Genomic DNA, 16,724 nt, shown 5'->3' with positions numbered 1-16,724 from the left:
CTAGATCATGAAATTCACCCTCTCCTGGCTGAAGAGCCACCTGGAGACCTCCGCCTCGATCCACGAGGTGGCCGAAGCCATGACCATGGCCGGGCTGGAGGTCGAGGACGTCTCCGACCCGTCGCAGAAGCTCAGCCCCTTCAGCGTGGCCAAGATCGTCGAGACGGCCCGCCACCCGAACGCCGACCGCCTGCAGGTCTGCCAGGTCGACACCAAGGACGGCCGCAAGGAGATCGTCTGCGGCGCGCCCAACGCGCGGCCGGGCCTGACCACCATGTACGCCCCCATCGGCGCCTACGTGCCGGGCCTGGGCGTGACCCTGGTCGAGAAGCCGGTGCGCGGCGTGGTCTCCAACGGCATGCTGTGCTCGGCCGCCGAGCTGGAGGTCGCCTCGGAGTCCGACGGCATCATGGAGCTGCCGGACGACCTGGCCGTCGGCACGCCTGCGGCCGAGGTGTTCGCCGCCGAGCCGGTGATCGACTTCGAGGTCACCCCGAACCGCCCCGACTGGCTGGGCGTCGCCGGCATCGCCCGCGACCTGGCCGCCACCGGCGTCGGGCGGCTGATCGAGCAGCCGATCGCGCCCGTGCCGGGCGCCTTCCCCTCCCCCGTGGAGATCCGCATCTCCGCCCCGGAGGCCTGCCCGGTGTTCGCCGGCCGGCTGATCCGCGGCGTGAAGAACGGCCCCTCGCCGCAGTGGCTGCAGGACCGGCTGAAGGCCATCGGCCTGCGCCCGATCAACGCGCTGGTCGACGTCACCAACCTGATGTCCTACGACCGCGCCCGCCCGCTGCACGTCTATGACGCGGCCAAGCTGTCGGGCGGCTTCGTCGAGGCGCGCCTGGGCCGCGAGGGCGAGGAATTCCTGGCGCTGGACGGCAAGACCTACAAGGTCGGCCCGGAGATGTGCGTGATCGCCGACGCGTCGGGCGCCATCGGCCTGGGCGGCGTCATGGGCGGCGAGAGCACGGGGGTCTCGGACGAGACCACCGACGTCTTCGTCGAGAGCGCCTGGTTCGACCCGGTGCGCACCGCCCAGACCGGCCGCGACACCGGCATCCACTCCGACGCCCAGTACCGCTTCGCCCGCGGCGTCGATCCGGAGTTCGTGGTCCCCGGCCTGGAGATGGCCACCCGCCTGATCCTGGAGCTCTGCGGCGGCGAGCCGTCCGAAGTGGCGGTCACCGGCCAGGCGCCGGCCCGGCCGGCCGCTTTCGACTTCGACCCGGACTACGTCCACCGGCTGACCGGCCTGTCGCTGGCGCGCGAGGGCGTGCTGGAGATCCTGACCAAGCTCGGCTTCGAGATTTCGGGCGCCGGCGCCGTCGTGCGTGTGCAGGCCCCGTCCTGGCGCCGCGACGTCGAAGGCCCGGCCGACCTGGTCGAGGAAGTCGCCCGCATCGCCGGTTACGGCCAGTTGCCGTCGACGCCGCTGCCCGAGGCCCCGATCAAGCCGCAGGGCGTGCTCACCCCGCTGCAGGCGCGCGCCCGCATGTCCCGCCGCGCCATGGCCGCGAACGGCTATGCGGAAGCGGTGACCTGGTCGTTCCTGAAGCGCGAGACCGCCCAACTGTTCGGCGGCGGGGCCGACGCCCTTGTGCTGGCCAACCCGATCGCCGCCGACCTGGACTGCATGCGCCCCAGCGTGCTGCCGAACCTGATCGAAGCCGCGGGCCGCAACGCCGCGCGCGGCTTCCCCGACGCCGCCCTGTTCGAGGTCGGCCCGATCTACCTGGGCGACGGTCCGAACGACCAGCGCACCGTGGTCGCCGCCATCGTCGCGCCGCGCCCCCCGCGCCGCTGGGACGGCCGCGACCAGGACGCCCTGTTCGAGCTGAAGGGCGACCTGTTCGCCCTGCTCGAGGAACTGGGCGCGCCGGTCGCCTCGCTGCAGATCGCGCAAGGCGCGGCCTCGGCCTGGTGGCACCCGGGCCGCTCGGCCCGCGTGCAGCTGGGCCCCAAGCAGGTCATGGCCGAGTTCGGCGAGCTGCACCCGGCGGTGCTGAAGCAGCTGGACGTGGCAGGTCCCGTCTACGGCTTCGAGCTGGTGCTGGATGCGGTGCCCGCGCCCAAGCGCAAGGCGACCAAAACCAAGCCGGCCCTGTCGCTGTCGCCGCTGATGCCGCTGTCGCGGGACTTCGCCTTCCTGGTCCCGGCCGACAAGGCCGCGGGCGATCTGGTCAAGGCGGTGGCCGGCGTCGACAAGACCCTGATCACCGAAGCGCGGGTGTTCGACCTGTACCAGGGCCAGGGCGTGCCCGAAGGCTTCAAGTCGCTGGCCGTCGAAGTGACCATCCAGCCGCGCGACAAGACCCTGACCGACGCCGAGATCGAGGCCCTGTCGGCCAAGATCGTGCAGGCGGCCGAAAAGGCCGGGGCCAAGCTGCGGGCCTGAGCTTAAAGCCCGTCATCCCGGAAGCCGCGAAAAGCGGCTATCCGGGATGGCGAATGTTATCGGCGCCTCGCTCACTCTCAGGGCCCCGTGAACTGCACCGTGTGGGCGCCGTCGCTGAAGGTCACCTTGGCCGGCGGGGGCGCGTCCTTGGGCCAGCGGAACAGGTAGCGCACGCGCGCCGTCGACTGCGGCGCGACGACCGGCGTGGAGTCGAACAGCAGCGGCGGCTCGCCGGTGGCGCGCACGAACTGGCCGGTCCGCTGGGACAGGCCGTCAGCGTCCTCGACGCTGACCATCAGCGCGCCCGAGGTCAGGTACACCGGCCCCTGGCTGGTGTTGGTCAGCTGGGTCACCACCTCGATGCGGCCGTCAGCGCGCGGGTTCACCGCCTGCACCTTCACGGCGTACTTGCCCAGCGTCTTCACCCCTTCGTAGGCGGGCTTGGCCGGCTCGGCGGCGGGCGTCGGCGTGGCTGGCGTCGCAGTCGGATCGGTCGCGGGCGTGGCGGCCGGCGTGCCCGCAGCCGGCGGCGCCCCCACCCGCTCGCCGCTCCAGGTCGAAGGGGGCTGCTGGGTCGGCAGCTGCGAGGTGGCGGTGAACTTGCGCCCGTCGGCCGACATGGTCAGCACCACCCGCGCGGTGCTGGTCGAATAGGACGCCGTTCCGACCAGCTCGCCAGGCCTGTCGCCGCCGCGCAGCTCCAGCCGCTCGCCTTCCCGCTCACGGCCCGGGATGTCGGTCGGCTGCATCACGCGCCCGCGCAGCACGCCGTCGTCGCCGGGGACCAGGGTGACCCGGCCCCAGGTGGTGACCCAGTCGCCGGCGTAGGGCTTCAGGTCCTGGGCCGGCGCGCTCGGTCCCGTCGGGACGCCCGGCGGCGGGGCGGGCACAGGCGAAGAGGCGTGCTCGGGCGCCTTGGCGCCGGGGATGTCCTTGGCCCCCAGCTGGATCAGAAACAGCTTCTGGAAGGCGATGGCGTCGCCGGCGCTGAAGGCCGGCCTGGGCGAGGCGCCCGCGCGCTTGCCGGGCAGGCCCTGCCACTGGTTGCCAGCGTCCAGCGAGCGCACCCAGCCCAGCATCAGGTTCGGGTTACGGCCGGGCGCCGCGCCCAGCGAACCGCCCTTGGCCTTGAGCGCCGCATCCAGCTGCTGGCGGCCCGCGTCGCTGAGCATCAGCAGCTTGGTCATCTGCACCGTGTTGAAGGCCGGCGGCAGGTCTTCGATCTTCCACTTCAGGCTGGGATTGCTGAACCCGCTGTCGGCGATCTTCAGCTGGTCGCGGTTGAAGCTGGCCAGGTCGGTCCGGTGCTCGACCTCGCCGTCGTGGCCGCCGCCGCCCCGGTTCAGCACCTTGTCGAAGTTGGTCTCGGGGTGGGTCAGATAGCCCTCCCATTCGTCGGCGCTCTTGCCGGTCGCGCCCCTCACCAGGACGTCCACGGGCGCCTTCATCAGCTCGTTCAGGGCGTCGGCAAGGAACGGGGGCAGGATACCGTTGATGACGGACGCCACCGAGACGGCCGCGTCCGGGACGCCGGCCATGGAGGCCAGGTGGTCCTCGACGTACTGGCCGATCACCGCCTTGGCGCGGCCCATGTCGCCGCCGCTCTCGTTGTAGACGATGGCCTTGGCCACCTCGTGGCTGACCGCCGGGAAGGCCGCCAGGCCCTCGTCGATGTCCTTGATCCAGGCTCGCTTGTATTCCGCCGCCGGGCCGTTCAGCGCGGCGTAGGCCACCCGCTCGGGGCCGCTTCTGGCCATGCGCTCGCGGTCATAGGTGTCGACCTGCTGCTGCAGGCCGTTGCGCAGACGCGAGAAGATGTAGGGGATCGAGCGCGACGTGCCGTCGCCCTTCAGCAGCTTGGTCTCCAGCACGCTGCCCGGCCTGGCGTAGGTCAGCTCGTCGTAGATGAAGCGCTCCACCCCGGCGATGCTGGTGTCCTCCTGGGTGACCGGCTTGTTGACGTCCTGGTACTTGACCTCGTCCTTGCCGACGACCGGATCGAGCCCCAGGTCGTCGCGCTTGCGGGGGTTGAGCGGCCCGCCGGTGCGCACGCGGGTGGTGGTCGAGTTGATGGTCTGCGGCGTGCGCTTGCCGATATAGCCTTCCAGGATCAGGTGCTTGACCGCGTTGGTCGGGTCCGGGGTCAGCATGAACTCGCCGCCCGCGTAGTAGTTGACGTAGGTGTGGGCGAACACGTCGCCGGCCGCGTGGGTCAGGTAGCCCACCGTGAAGGCCTGCACCTGCGGGCTCGAGCTGTTCACGAAGCCGCGGTCCCACAGGTGGGCCAGCCAGCCGTTGCTGCCGCCGGCCCCGCCGTCCAGCGAGTCCGCCTCGTCCGGATGGATGATCTGCTGGCCGGTCAGGATGTCGGGATAGGCGTCGGGCCCCAGCACGCCGGCGCGGAACTGGGCCGGCGCGGCGCGCAGGGCGGCCAGGATCCTGGCGTCGACCTCGAAGGTCCCCAGCACGCCGATGATCCTGCCGGTGCGGTAGTCGGTCTCGTAAATCGTCACCTTGCCGTCGTCGGTGGCGTCGCGCAGAGCCTCCTCGGCCAGGTAGACGTGGGTCTTGGGCTTCCAGGCCAGGGCCGGGGTCGGCACGCCCGCGACGGCGGCCATCACGGCGGCGGCCGCGCCGGCCAGCAGGCCGCGGCGGGCGGACTTGAGCTTGAAGATGCGCATCGGGGGAGGCTCCGGGTTCGGGAGCCCGCCTTAGCGGGAGCGTGCGCGCGCGCATCCGCCCTGCGACCGGGGCCTGCGGCCGAGCGACGAAGCGACCGGAGAGCGACCGGAACGTCAGCCCCTCGCGGGAGGGGCTACTCGTCCTCGCGCCCGTCGCCCGCCTGGTCGTCATAGCCCTTGCGGGCCGAATAGAAGGCCAGCCACATCAGGCCGCCGGTCAGCGCCCCGCCCAGCACCAGCGCCAGGCCCAGCGCGATCCAGCCGTGGATGGTCATGCCGGCGAAGCCTTCCATCCGGCGCGACAGCCACAGGCCCCAGGCGAATATGCCGACAATGGCCGCAAAGCCGGCCAGGAGAACAAAAAGCCCCGGGCCGGGGCCGCGGGGCTTCTCGTCAGGCTTGCGCATCGTGCGCCTTACTTCTGCTTCCACGATCCGTCGGCGGCCCGATAGTACTGGCCCGCGGGCATGGAGGGGAAGCGCTGGGCGAAGGACGACGCGCCGGCCGCCTCGGCGCTCACGCCGGTCTTGGCCGCGGCGTCGCGATAGACCTGGCCGCGGCCGGCGTTGATCTGGGCCACCGCCGCCTTCAAGGCCGGGTCGCCGCCGTCGGACACGAAGCCCAGATAGCCGTCCGACTGCTCGCCGACGACGCCCTGGGCCTTGGCCGCGTCGACCAGGGCCTTGGCGTTGGGCACCTGCGCGGTGGCGGCGCCGGCCAGGGCGAACAGGCCGATCAGGGCGGCGCTCAGGCCCGCGAAGAACGTACGCATGCTCATGTCCTTTCCTCCTCGGATCAGAACAGGTCGGGGTTCTGCTTGATCAACGCCTTCACTTCGTCGTCCAGGCGAATGCGGACGTCGGCGTCGAGCTTGGCGTAGATGGTGATGGGATCGACCTTGACGTGGATCGTCGGCGCGCACGCCGAAACCAGAACGGCGCCGGCGCCGGCGGCCATCAGGGCCAGGACTCGTCTCTTGTTCATTGCCGCCCTCCTGAGGGACCCGAGCGCGTTGTCACGGCCCGATCTGACACGGTCAAGGCTGAACCGGCCCTGAACGCGGCGTTTTCGCCCCGTCCATGCCGCTCTTCGCCCGGTTGAACTCACGGAAGTCTTCGAGAAGTTGGTCGAAGTTGAAGGTGGTGTCGAGGGTCAAGTCGATCTTGGTCCCCGACGGCAGCGGCAGCTCGCGCTCGAAGAACCGCTTCTTCAGCACGTCCATGAGCGACAGGGTGATTTCCTTGCGCTCGGGGGGGGCGTGCTCGCCCTTGATGTGGAACAGGATTCCCAGCCGGCCGCCCGGCAGGCTGTTCACCTGCGCGTCCAGCTGCTCGAACTTCAGGTGCTCCAGCGCCTGGTAGGCGAAGTCCTGGGCCACGTTCGGCGGCGCGCCGGGCGTCTCGCCCCCGGCCGCGTTGACCCCGGTCAGGGCCTCGCGCCGGATCGACAGCCGCCCGGGCTCGATGGCGTGCAGCTCGCCCTGGATGAACTTCAGCCCCCCGGGGCCGACCACGAACGGCAGCCGCCCGCTGACCCGGGCCTCCAGGTCGACGTCTTCGGCCAGGGCCGAGCGCTCGACGATGTCGCCCAGGCGCACGCCCTCGACCACCACCGCGCCTTCCCAGGCGGCGTTCGGATCGAAGGGCACCTTGAAGCTCTCCAGCACCACCTTGCCGCCGGCCGCCGCCACGTCGCCGCGCTCGATCTGCAGCATGTCGCCGAGCAGCTGGAAGTCGACCGTGGCGTTGTCGAGCGCGACCAGGGAGTCGATCCGTCGGATGGTGATCTTCTGGTCCGGCGCGCTGGTCAGCGGAGTGAGGCTGGTCAAGCGGATGTCGCCCTCCAGCTCGGTGACCGTGCCCGCCGGGCTTTCGAAGCTGAGGCCCCGCGTCGTGAACCGGCCCTCGCTGGTGGTGGTCTGCGGGGTCCAGCGGAAGGCCCCGAAGAAGTCGACCGAGCCGGTCGCCTTGTTGAGCGGATCGACCAGCGGGGTGACGTCGCTCGGCTGCAGGCCGTCGGGGGTGAAGGTCAGGTCCTTCACGTCGATCAGCATCTCGCCGCGCCCGGCGCCCGCGTCGTGGACCAGCGACAGCTCGCCCAGCTTCAGGCCGAGCGGCGTAGTCACGTCCAGCCGGCCGCGCCAGACGTCGTCGGACAGGGTGACCAGGCCGGTCGCGCGCTCCGGGTGGAAGCGACGGGTGGCGGCGATGTCCACCACGCCCACGGTGTCCAGCCGGATCTCGGCGCGCACGTCCTCGCCCGCGCCGGTCGCTTCGATCGTGCCGGCGGCGTTCTCGTAGCGCATTTCCAGGAACGGGCCGGTGACGCCGGCCTGCTGGACCCGGCCGGTCAGCGACCAGATGCCGCCGGCCACGCGCAGCAAGGGCCCGCCGGCGGGACACAGGCTGCCGTAGGCGTCGACCATATCGTTCTCGCCCAGTTCCAGCCGCGCCGCCGACAGGCTGGCGCAGCCGTCGGGCGTGTAGGTCAGGACGCCGCGGGCCATGGCCAGCCGGCCGGCCGTCTGCAGCACGCCGCCCTGGACCGGGCCGAAATCGAAGCCGGCCCTGGTGGAGGTCGTCGCGTAGAGGTTCAGGCCGGCGTCGTCGAAGCGCAGCCGGTAATCCGACACGGCGATGTCGGCGTTGGGCAGGGCTCCGCCCGACAGGGCCAGGTCGAAGGCCCCGCGGCCCTCGCCCTCGGCCGGGGCGGCGTAGAGCGGCTGGCGTCGCGTGGTCAGCACCGCCTGCCCGCCGGAGGCCGCGGCCAGGCGCACCGGCGCGGTCAGGGCCACGCTTGTGCCCGGGCTGCCGGCCTCGATCGACAGGCCCGGCGCGGAGAGCTTGAAATCGCCCAGCGCCTGCTTCAGCGCGCCGAGCTCGGCCACGTCGCCGGTCTTCGCCGGGCCGAGACCGGTCCAGGCCCCGTGCGCGGCCGAAACGCCGCCGTCCAGGGTCAGCAGGAAAGCCTCGCCCGCGCGCAGGTCGCCGCGCAGGGCGCCGGTCACCCCGCCCAGCGACAGATCGCCGTCCGCGACCCGCTTGGCGTTCAGCCCCACCCGGAAGACGCCCTCGAGGCCCTTGGCGCCGCGGCCGGCGAACCGGGCGTCGGTCAGGTCCAACCGCGCGCCCTCCAGGAAGGTGGAGTCCCGGCGCGCCTGAGCGGTCGCCAGGGTCACGCCCCCTTGAGCCCGCCAGTCGAGGCCGTCCTTGGTCCGCGTCAACTCCAGCGCCCTGGCGGTCGCCTCGAAGCGCCCGCCGCGCCCGTCGAACGATCCGGCCGAATAGCTCTCGACCCGGCCGACGGCGGCCGCCTGGCCGATCAGACGGAAGTTCTCCAGCCAGCCGCTGACCCGCCCGTCAAAGCGCAGGTTCAGCTCGTCGCCGGTCGTCTGGGTGTCGCCGGCGCCGGCCGCGTCGGCCTTCACCGCCAGGTTCATCCGCACCGTGCCGTCGCCGCGGCGCTTCTTCAGGTCCGGATAGGGGAAGTCGCCCTCGAACTCGACCCGCGCGTCCTCCAGGTCGAGCGCCTCGGACACCCACTCGCCCACCGCCGCGTCGGCCCGCACGTGCAGGCGGTCGCCGGTCTTGGTGGCGTGCAGCTCGCCGCCCTGCAGGTCCCCCGCCAGCGCCTTGCCGGTCAGCCTGGCGGCCGGCAGCCGCGCGTCCAGCCGCAGCAGCTGGCCGTCGTCGATGGTGGCGTCGCCGCGGGCCCGCAGGCGCCCATAGGGCGTGGTCAGCCGCAGCTGGCCGTCCTCGACCAGCACCAGCGGCCCGTGCTCCTCGGGCTTGGGCGGCTTGGCCAGGAACTCCTTCACCAGGGGATCCAGCGAGCCGAACTTCAGCTCGCCGTCCTGCAGCTCGGCCTTGATCACCGGCTTCACCAGGCGCACCCGCCGCGGCTTCACGCCCAGGCCGCCCTTGTCCCAAGGCATGGCCACGGTCATGTCGACCTCGACCCGCTGGGCCATGAAGTCAGGATCACTCGCCGAGCCGGCCCGCACGGTCCCGGTGAAGCCGTCGAAGTCGAGCCGCTCGATCCCGACCTCGGCCTCGATGCCGCGCTGGTCCAGCCAGCCGACCAGGGCGTCGCGCGCGATCTCCCGGCGTCCCAGCCAGGCCGCGCCCGCCACGGCCGCGAATCCGAACGCCGCCACCGCCAGCACCTGCAGGCTGGTCCGGCCCCAGTCGCGACCTCGCGCCGCGCGCTGACGCGCGGCGGGCGAGGTGGAGGGTCTGGAAGCGCCGTTGTCGCTCAAGGCCGCGGGAGGTCCTCAATTCGGGCGGAATGGTAACGCACGAACCGTTCAAGCGGCACCATATAGCCCCTGCGACGGCGTGTCCCGCGCGCCGTCGAGCGGTTTGGTCCATCAATGTACGTGGAAGCGGGTGGCTCGCCCTTCACGCGAAAAGGCAGCAAACACCACCGTTAACTTCAAAAAAGCCTTGCGGTTAACGGTTTCTAAACGCCATGCTTCCATCCGACGGTAACCTGGACGGGATACCGTAGTCCGATTTTCAGTGAAGGCCGCCGCCGAACGCGGGGCCGTTAGCCGACGGGGACCGATGGCTCAGTTCGATCCACGCCGCCGACCGCTGCGCTTCGCGCCCCACGTGCTCACGGCCGCGGCCGCGATCGCGGTGGCCGCCCTGACGTGGCGCGTGTTCCAGCCCTTCGACGTCGAAGAGCCGAAGCCGCCGCTGACCGCCGCCGCGCTGTCGGCGCTGGAAGCCCAGGCCTTCGCCTCGGCGGAGACGCGCCCCGGCCTGGACCGGCCGGAAAGCGTGCCGGTGAAGGTGCGTCGCGGCGAAACGCTCGAGGACGCCGTGCGCCGCACCGGCGTGCCGGCCGAAGACGCCAGCGCGGCCGTTCAGGCCCTGGCCAGCGCCGTCGACACCGTCAACGTCAAGGCGGGCCTCGCCTTCGAGGCCGCCATCGCCAAGCCGCGCGAAGGCCGCGGCGGCTCCGCGCGCCTGATCGGCCTGACCATGCGCACCGGCCCGGCCAAGTCGCTGACCCTGTCGCGCAGCTTCGACGGCGCGATGAAGCTGCGCGAGCTGGAAGAGAAGATTTCCGACGAGACCACGGTCGCCGACGGCGAAATCCATGGCTCGCTGTCCGCCTCGGCCGCGGCGCTGGGGGCCAACTCCAAGGTTGTCGGCCAGACGGTCAAGCTGTTCTCCCACAAGCTGGACTTCAGCCGCGACATCAAGGCCGGCGACGGCTTCACCATGGTGTTCGACCGCAAGGTCACCGAGAGCGGCCGCACCATCGAGACAGGCGATCTGCTGTTCGCCGAGATCGACGCCAAGGGCGGCCCGGCCCGCTTCTACCGCTTCACCCCGTCGGGCAGCTCGACGCCCCAGTACTTCGACGAGACCGGCAAGAACATTCGCGGCTTCCTGCTGCGCACCCCGGTCGACGGCGCGCGCATGAGCTCGGGCTTCGGCATGCGCCGCCACCCGATCCTGGGCTACGCCAAGATGCACCAGGGCATCGACTTCGCGGCCGGCACCGGCACCCCGATCCTGGCCGCCGGCGACGGCGTCGTGGTCGAGGCGCGCCGCTGGGGCGGCTACGGCAACTGGGTGCGCATCCGCCACTCCGGCGGGTGGGAGACCGGCTATGCCCACATGTCGCGCTTCGGCGCGGGCATCAAGGCCGGTACCCGGGTCCGCCAGGGCCAGCTGATCGGCTATGTCGGCACCACCGGCCGCTCGACCGGCCCGCACCTGCACCACGAGGTCTGGTTCCAGGGCAAGCGCGTCAACCCGAAGGGCGCCAAGGTGCCCCAGGGCACCATCCTGGGCGGCCGCGACCTGGCGGCGTTCAAGATGCAGAAGGCGCGCATCGACGCCCTGATCGCCAAGAAGCGCAACCACGTCGACGAGGGCGGCGAGACCCTGAAGACCGCCGCCGCCGACACCGAGGCCCTGCGCCCGGCCGAACGCGCTTCACGCCGCGGCTAAGGCTTCCCTTCTCCCCTCGCGGGAGAAGGGAAGACGGCGATCACGAAGCTTTGCTGTCGAAGCGGGACCCAAACTCCGCGTACCGGCGTTATTCTTCTTCGGGACGGACCGGAGGAGCTTTCCCATGCGCATGACGCTGGCCGCCGCCGCGGCGGCCCTGGGCCTGAGCGCCAGCCTGAGCGCGTTCCCGGCGATCGCCGGCGGCTACGTCGATCAGATCGAAGCGGACGACTACGGCCACAGATCGACGTGCGACTACTGGTCGACGCGCGGGCACTGCAAGGCGCGCGGCTACACCTACGACGACCGCGGCGGCGCGTACGACTATGTCGGCGACGGGCGATACGGCCGCGGCTACGGCTATGACCGCCGCGCCTACCGGCACGGCTATCGCGACGGCTATTCGGACGGCTGGGGCGACGGCTACGACACAGGCTCGGGCGCCAACCGCTGGAAGGGCGTGGGCGACGGCGTCGGCCCCCGCCCCGACCCGCGGCATGTCGACTACTGCTATTCCCAGTACCGGGACTACGACCCGCGCACCGACACCTGGGTCGATCGCGACGGCCGGGTGCGGCCCTGCCGCTGAGCGACGGATTGGAAACGCGAAAAGGCCGCGAGCGTCAGCCCGCGGCCTGTTCGATCCCGGTCACGCGCGCCGTAGCGCGCGAGCGATCTCAGCCCTGCTTGGCCTTGAAGCGCGGGTCGGTCTTGTTGATCACGTAGACGCGGCCTTTACGGCGCACGACCTTGCAGTCCCGGTGACGGGTTTTCAGCGACTTCAGGGAGCTGCGGACCTTCATCGTTCTCGCGCCTCAAAAAACAGGAACCCGCCGTCGCCTTTGCAGCGCCGAGCGGGATGAGCGCGCGGGTATAGGGGCGGGCGGCGCGAGAGTCAACGCCGGCGGGGCCGTGGCGCCGTTGCTGCAACCCCGCCTTTATGCCGCAACCGTTCGCGGCCTTGTGATTGAAGCGCCGCCGCATCCGCGGTTAGGGTCTTAACCATGCGTCGCCGCCTTCTTCTGCCGCTGCTGCTCAGCGCCTGCGCCCCCGCGGTCACCTCCACGACCCCGGTTCCGCCGCCGACTCCGGCCGCCCCGATTCCCCCGGCCGCCGAAGCCCCGGTCCCGGCCGCGCCCGCCGCCGCGCCCGCCTCCTTCCTGGCCTGGAAGGACGACTTCATCAGCCGTGCGACGGCCAAGGGCTTCGACCGCGCCTTCTTGGAACGCGAGCTGGGCGGCCTGACGCCCAACGACCGCATCGTCGCGCTGGACCGCAAGCAACCCGAATTCTCCAAGCCGATCGGCAGCTACGTCCAGACCGCGGTCAGCGCCGACCGGGTCGCCGAAGGCGTGCGCCGCCGCGACACCTCCGGCTGGGCCGGGCCGATCGAGCAGCGCTACGGCGTGCCGATCGAGATCCTGATCGGCATCTGGGCCCAGGAGAGCGCCTTCGGAAAGGTGCAGGGCGACTTCGACGTGGTGCGCGCCTTCGCGACCCTGGCCTGGGACGGCCGCCGCCGCGACTGGGCCGAGGGCCAGCTGCTGGACGCGCTGACCATCATCCGCGACCACGGCATCCCGCGCTCGCGCCTGACCGGCTCGTGGGCGGGGGCGATGGGCCAGACCCAGTTCATCCCCGAAAACTATCTGAAGCTGGCCCAGGACTTCGACGGCGACGGCCGGCCGAACATCTGGACCTCCGACGCCGACGCGCTGGCCTCGGCCGCCAACCTGCTGGCCACCGCCGGCTGGCGTCCGGGCGAAAGCTGGGCGGTGGAAGTCACCCTGCCGGCGGGCTTCGACTATTCGGTCGCCGAGAGCGACAAGCTGACCCCGTCCGAGTGGGGCGCGCGCGGCGTGAAGCGCGCCGACGGCAGCTACTGGACCGCCAAGGACCAGGCCGCCCAGGCCAGCCTGCTGCTGCCGGCCGGCGCGCAGGGCCCAGCCTTCCTGCTGTTCCCGAACCACTTCGTGATCCGCAAGTACAACAACTCGGTCGCCTACGCGCTCGCCATCGGCCAACTGGCCGACCGCATGCAGGGCAAGCCGGGGCTGAGCCGCGCCTGGCCGGTCGAGCAGCCGCTGTCGAAGGACGACCGCTACGCCGCCCAGCAGGCCCTCGCCCAGCTCGGCTTCGACCCGGGCGGCGTTGACGGGGTGATCGGGGCCGGCACCCGCACGGCGCTGCGCGCCTGGCAGAAGTCCAACGGCCTGGTCGCCGACGGCTACCTCACCGCCGAGCTGGTCGGCCGGCTGCGGGCCCAAGCCGCCCTGCCGGCGGCCGGCGCGCCTCAGTAGGGTCCCAGCGGGTTTTCCGGGCGGGTCGATTCATAGGCCGGCGCCGAGTCCAGGCCGTAGTCGTTGTCCTGGCGCTGCGGATTGGTGTTCGGATTGCCCCGGATCGGATCCACCCGCGGCCACTCGGTCGGCTTCAGCAGCTCCTCGAACTCGCTGGTGGTGTAGCCGCGCGTGGCCGGCGCGGTGACCTGCGGGGCCGCGGGCTCGACCGCCGGCGCCGGCGCGGGCGTCGGCTGAACCTTCCACTGCGGCTGGATGTTTGTCGCCTGAGGCTTCCTTACGGGCGCCGGCGCGGGAGCCGGCGTCTGGCTGTAGCTGGTCGCAGGTATGGCCAGCGGGAGAACCGCGGCGACGACGACGCCCAAAAGGGCCTTCCGTCGCATTTGGCGCCTCCTGAGCCCAACGGGCTCTGCGATGCGTCCGCCCCACAGAAGCGAACGCGGCGCCTACCCCGCCGTTCCCTGTTCTTCCGGACCTAAGGGCATAGAACCACGGGGCCTAGGGGCCTCAGTTCACCGTGCGGCGCAGGCCCGGCAGGTCCAGCGAAAAGGCCGGTATAGCGGCGTCGAACCAGCCGCCGTCCACCTCCATGCGGTAGGTCCCGACCATCACGCCCGAGGTGGTCTCCAGCGCGCAGCCGGAGGTGTAGCGGTAGGCTTCGCCCGGGTTCAGGATCGGCTGCTCGCCGACCACGCCCAGGCCCTCGACCTCCTCGACCTTGCCGCGCGCGTCGGTGATCACCCAGTGTCGGGAGATCAGCTGCACGACGTCCTCGCCGCGGTTCTCGAGCTCGATGGTGTAGGCCCAGAACCAGCGCCCGGCCTCGGGGTCGGAATGTTCGGGCAGGTACTCGGGGGAGACCCGGACCACCAGGCCCCGGGTCTGCGCTTCGTAAACGTGACTCATCCCCCGTTAGATCGAGAGACCCGCGGCGGCGGTCAAGCGGCCTGCGCCTTTCGCCGCGTGCGGGGCTTGCCCGAACGCCTCGCCTCGGCGAGGGTCCCCCCGATGACCGTTCACGCCCACTCGGCGGGGATTCTCCCCTGCCAATCCATCGAGGACCTGATCGCCCAGGGCGCGATCACCTCCCAGACGCCGTTCGATTCCGACCAGGTGCAGCCGGCCAGCCTCGACCTGAGGCTCGGCGCGCGCGCCTGGCGCGTGCGCGCCTCCTTCCTGCCGGGCGCCCGGCGCGTGCTGGAGCGCGTGCCCGACGTGGCCATGCACGAGCTGGACCTGACCAAGGGCGCGGTGTTCGAGCGCGGCTGCGTCTACATCGCCGAACTGCAGGAGCGCGTGGCTCTGCCGCCGGGCGTGTGCGCCCGCGCCAACCCGAAGAGCTCCACGGGCCGGGTCGACGTCTTCGTGCGCCTGCTGACCGACCGCGGCCGCGCCTTCGACGACGTCGAGGCCGGCTACGAGGGCCCGCTCTACATGGAGATCGCGCCCCAGACCTTCTCGGTGCTGGCCCGCACCGGCACGCGCATGAACCAGCTGCGCCTGAAGGCGGGCAATCCGCCGCGCCTGTCGGTGCGCGACGTCGGCGTCGACCTGACCGGCGAGCTGGTCGGCTTCCGCGCCCGCCGACACGCGCCGGTCGTCGACCTGGACCACGAGGACGGCCACGACCCCAGCGACTACTGGCAGCCGCTTGAGGCGCGCCGGGGCGAGCTGCTGCTGGATCCGGGCGAGTTCTACATCCTCGCCTCCAAGGACACGGTCGAGATCCCGGTCATGGAAGCGGCCGAAATGATCCCGATCGACCCGGCCGTGGGCGAATTCCGCGTCCACTACGCCGGCTTCTTCGACCCGGGCTTCGGCACCGAGGAGGCGGCCGGCCAGGGCTCGCGGGGGGTGCTGGAGGTGCGCGGACGCGAGACCCCGTTCATCCTGGAGGACGGCCAGACGGTGGCGCGGCTGGTCTACGAACCGCTGACCGACCGGCCCACCCGCCTCTACGGCCAGGACGGCTCGCACTACCAGCGCCAGGGCCTGAAGCTGTCCAAGCACTTCCGGGGCTGGCGATAGGTCGCGTGGGCTCGGCTCCCGCGGAGCCGGGTCCATCGCAAAGGTCTCGACACCGGCGGCCTATGTCGCGACAGGGGGACATTCCGACCCGCCAGGAGCGCGACATGCCCCGCACCCACCGCTACGCCGTGACCGTGGAATGGACCGGCGACCGCGGCGCCGGCACGTCCCGCTACGACGCCTACGACCGCGACCATCAGATCGCCGCCGCCGGCAAGCCGCCCATCCCGGGCTCCGCCGACCCGGCCTTCCGGGGCGACCCGGGCCGCTGGAACCCGGAGGAGCTGCTGGTCGGCGCGGTCAGCGCCTGCCACAAGCTCTGGTACCTGCACCTGTGCGCCGTGAACGGGGTGACGGTGAGCGCCTATGTCGACCGCGCCGAGGGCGAGATGGTCGAGGACGCCGACGGCGGCGGCCGCTTCGAAGCCTTCGTGCTGCGTCCCGAGGTGACGATCCGCGCCGGCGATCCGGCCGTGGCGCAGGCCCTGCACGCGCAGGCGCACGAGAAGTGCTTCATCGCCAATTCGCTGACCGCGCCGGTCCGGGTCGAGCCGGTCGTGCGCGTCGAGGCCGGCTGAAGACAAGCACCCTGGTCATTGTGACAAGCTCGCTTGACACGCTCGCGCGCCAAGCTGTAAAGCCTCCTTGTCACGACGCCAAGGAGCCTTGACATGACTTTCCCCGGAGCCCGCCCGTGAACCGCAAGGCGAACCTCGCCCTGACCGCGTCGCTGGCGCTCGCGACGATCGCCGGCGTGATCATGGCCGTGCAGCACGCGCGCGCCGCGACCGGCTTCGTCGACCTGGGCCTGGCCCTGGTCGCCGCCGGGATCGCCGGCCTCTCGCTGAAGTACTGCGTGCAGTGGTGGCGCACGGTCGACGAAGCCGCCCGCGAGGCCCACAAGTTCGCCTGGTACTGGGGCGGATCGATCGGCCTGGGCCTCGCCGGCGGCGTCGCCATCGTCCTGCAGCGCACCCCGGCCATCCCCCTCCGCGACCTGGCGCCTTTGTCCGGCGACGCCGGCCTGTTCGCCACCGGCGTGCTGGCCTGCATCGTCTGCCAGACGGTCGGCTACGGCGTGGCCTGGGCCGGCTGGTGGCTGGCGCGCCGGTGAGCCGATGAAGAACCGCCTCAGGGTGCTGCGCGCCGAACGCGACTGGAGCCAGGCGGACCTCGCCGGGCGGCTCGGGGTCTCGCGCCAGACCGTCAACGCCATCGAGACCGGCAAGTATGATCCCAGCCTGCCGCTCGCCTTCAAGATCGCCCGCGTGTTCGGACTGGCCGTCGAAGCCGTGTTCGAGGACGAGGCCGCCGGATCCTCCCCCAACGCCTGAATTCCGTCCCCATCGTC

Annotated in this window: 16 protein-coding genes; 8 read left to right on the top strand and 8 right to left on the bottom strand. The window is 71.6% G+C overall.

Annotated features, from left to right (window positions below; all coding sequences use genetic code 11):
* The first annotated feature begins 7 nt into the window (after positions 1-7).
* Positions 8-2,395, top strand: coding sequence for a phenylalanine--tRNA ligase subunit beta (gene pheT / locus H8B08_RS14335; protein ID WP_187450873.1), 2,388 nt, complete (start codon positions 8-10; stop codon positions 2,393-2,395).
* Positions 2,396-2,472: 77 nt separating this feature from the next.
* Here the strand turns inward: pheT and H8B08_RS14330 are convergent, their stop codons facing one another.
* The 5 genes from H8B08_RS14330 to H8B08_RS14310 form a co-directional block, all read right to left on the bottom strand.
* Positions 2,473-5,076 (bottom strand): hypothetical protein, encoded by a 2,604-nt coding sequence (locus H8B08_RS14330; protein WP_187450872.1) that lies wholly within the window; start codon positions 5,074-5,076, stop codon positions 2,473-2,475.
* A 134-nt stretch (positions 5,077-5,210) separates the two neighbouring features.
* Positions 5,211-5,483 carry a hypothetical protein gene (locus H8B08_RS14325; protein WP_187450871.1) on the bottom strand — a complete coding sequence of 91 codons (273 nt, stop codon included), beginning with the start codon at positions 5,481-5,483 and terminating at the stop codon, positions 5,211-5,213.
* A gap of 8 nt (positions 5,484-5,491) precedes the next feature.
* On the bottom strand, positions 5,492-5,854 hold the full coding sequence (locus tag H8B08_RS14320; protein ID WP_187450870.1) for a YdbL family protein: 363 nt from the start codon (positions 5,852-5,854) through the stop codon (positions 5,492-5,494).
* A gap of 17 nt (positions 5,855-5,871) precedes the next feature.
* Positions 5,872-6,033, bottom strand: coding sequence for a YnbE family lipoprotein (locus H8B08_RS14315; protein ID WP_370545486.1), 162 nt, complete (start codon positions 6,031-6,033; stop codon positions 5,872-5,874).
* 79 nt (positions 6,034-6,112) lie between these two features.
* The gene (locus tag H8B08_RS14310) at positions 6,113-9,334 is read right to left on the bottom strand and encodes a YdbH domain-containing protein (RefSeq protein ID WP_187450869.1); all 3,222 of its coding nucleotides are present in this window, start codon (positions 9,332-9,334) and stop codon (positions 6,113-6,115) included.
* 307 nt (positions 9,335-9,641) lie between these two features.
* Here H8B08_RS14310 and H8B08_RS14305 point away from each other — a divergent pair, with 307 nt between their 5' ends.
* Positions 9,642-11,045, top strand: a complete 1,404-nt coding sequence (locus H8B08_RS14305) for a M23 family metallopeptidase (RefSeq protein WP_187450868.1) — start codon at positions 9,642-9,644, stop codon at positions 11,043-11,045.
* 124 nt (positions 11,046-11,169) lie between these two features.
* A complete protein-coding gene (locus tag H8B08_RS14300; RefSeq protein WP_187450867.1) occupies positions 11,170-11,634 on the top strand; it encodes a BA14K family protein in 465 nt (154 codons plus the stop codon).
* Positions 11,635-11,722: 88 nt separating this feature from the next.
* On the opposite strand, the gene ykgO is transcribed toward H8B08_RS14300, so the two are convergent.
* The gene (ykgO, locus tag H8B08_RS14295; protein ID WP_031448545.1) at positions 11,723-11,848 is read right to left on the bottom strand and encodes a type B 50S ribosomal protein L36; all 126 of its coding nucleotides are present in this window, start codon (positions 11,846-11,848) and stop codon (positions 11,723-11,725) included.
* 201 nt (positions 11,849-12,049) lie between these two features.
* On the opposite strand from ykgO, the gene H8B08_RS14290 reads away from it, so the two are divergent.
* Positions 12,050-13,345 (top strand): lytic murein transglycosylase, encoded by a 1,296-nt coding sequence (locus tag H8B08_RS14290; RefSeq protein WP_187450866.1) that lies wholly within the window; start codon positions 12,050-12,052, stop codon positions 13,343-13,345.
* Here H8B08_RS14290 and H8B08_RS14285 read toward each other — a convergent pair.
* Complete coding sequence (locus H8B08_RS14285; RefSeq protein ID WP_187450865.1) at positions 13,339-13,728, bottom strand: hypothetical protein; 390 nt, start codon at positions 13,726-13,728, stop codon at positions 13,339-13,341. The two genes, H8B08_RS14290 and H8B08_RS14285, sit on opposite strands and share 7 nt — an antisense overlap.
* A 124-nt stretch (positions 13,729-13,852) precedes the next feature.
* Positions 13,853-14,251 (bottom strand): Co2+/Mg2+ efflux protein ApaG, encoded by a 399-nt coding sequence (gene apaG, locus H8B08_RS14280; RefSeq protein ID WP_187450864.1) that lies wholly within the window; start codon positions 14,249-14,251, stop codon positions 13,853-13,855.
* Positions 14,252-14,353: 102 nt separating this feature from the next.
* Here apaG and H8B08_RS14275 point away from each other — a divergent pair, with 102 nt between their 5' ends.
* The 4 genes from H8B08_RS14275 to H8B08_RS14260 all read left to right on the top strand — a co-directional run bounded on the left by H8B08_RS14275 (position 14,354) and on the right by H8B08_RS14260 (position 16,707).
* Positions 14,354-15,373 (top strand): 2'-deoxycytidine 5'-triphosphate deaminase, encoded by a 1,020-nt coding sequence (locus H8B08_RS14275; RefSeq protein WP_187450863.1) that lies wholly within the window; start codon positions 14,354-14,356, stop codon positions 15,371-15,373.
* Positions 15,374-15,477: 104 nt separating this feature from the next.
* Positions 15,478-15,951 (top strand): OsmC family protein, encoded by a 474-nt coding sequence (locus H8B08_RS14270; protein ID WP_187450862.1) that lies wholly within the window; start codon positions 15,478-15,480, stop codon positions 15,949-15,951.
* A gap of 116 nt (positions 15,952-16,067) precedes the next feature.
* On the top strand, positions 16,068-16,487 hold the full coding sequence (locus H8B08_RS14265; protein ID WP_187450861.1) for a hypothetical protein: 420 nt from the start codon (positions 16,068-16,070) through the stop codon (positions 16,485-16,487).
* Positions 16,488-16,491: 4 nt separating this feature from the next.
* Positions 16,492-16,707, top strand: coding sequence for a helix-turn-helix transcriptional regulator (locus H8B08_RS14260; protein ID WP_187450860.1), 216 nt, complete (start codon positions 16,492-16,494; stop codon positions 16,705-16,707).
* Positions 16,708-16,724: the final 17 nt, after the last annotated feature.

The organism is Caulobacter sp. 17J80-11, from assembly GCF_014349105.1.
In the GTDB taxonomy this organism is placed as follows: domain Bacteria; phylum Pseudomonadota; class Alphaproteobacteria; order Caulobacterales; family Caulobacteraceae; genus 17J80-11.
The sequence above is the reverse complement of the archived record's forward strand: the minus strand, read 5'-3'. Positions and strand labels throughout refer to the sequence as shown.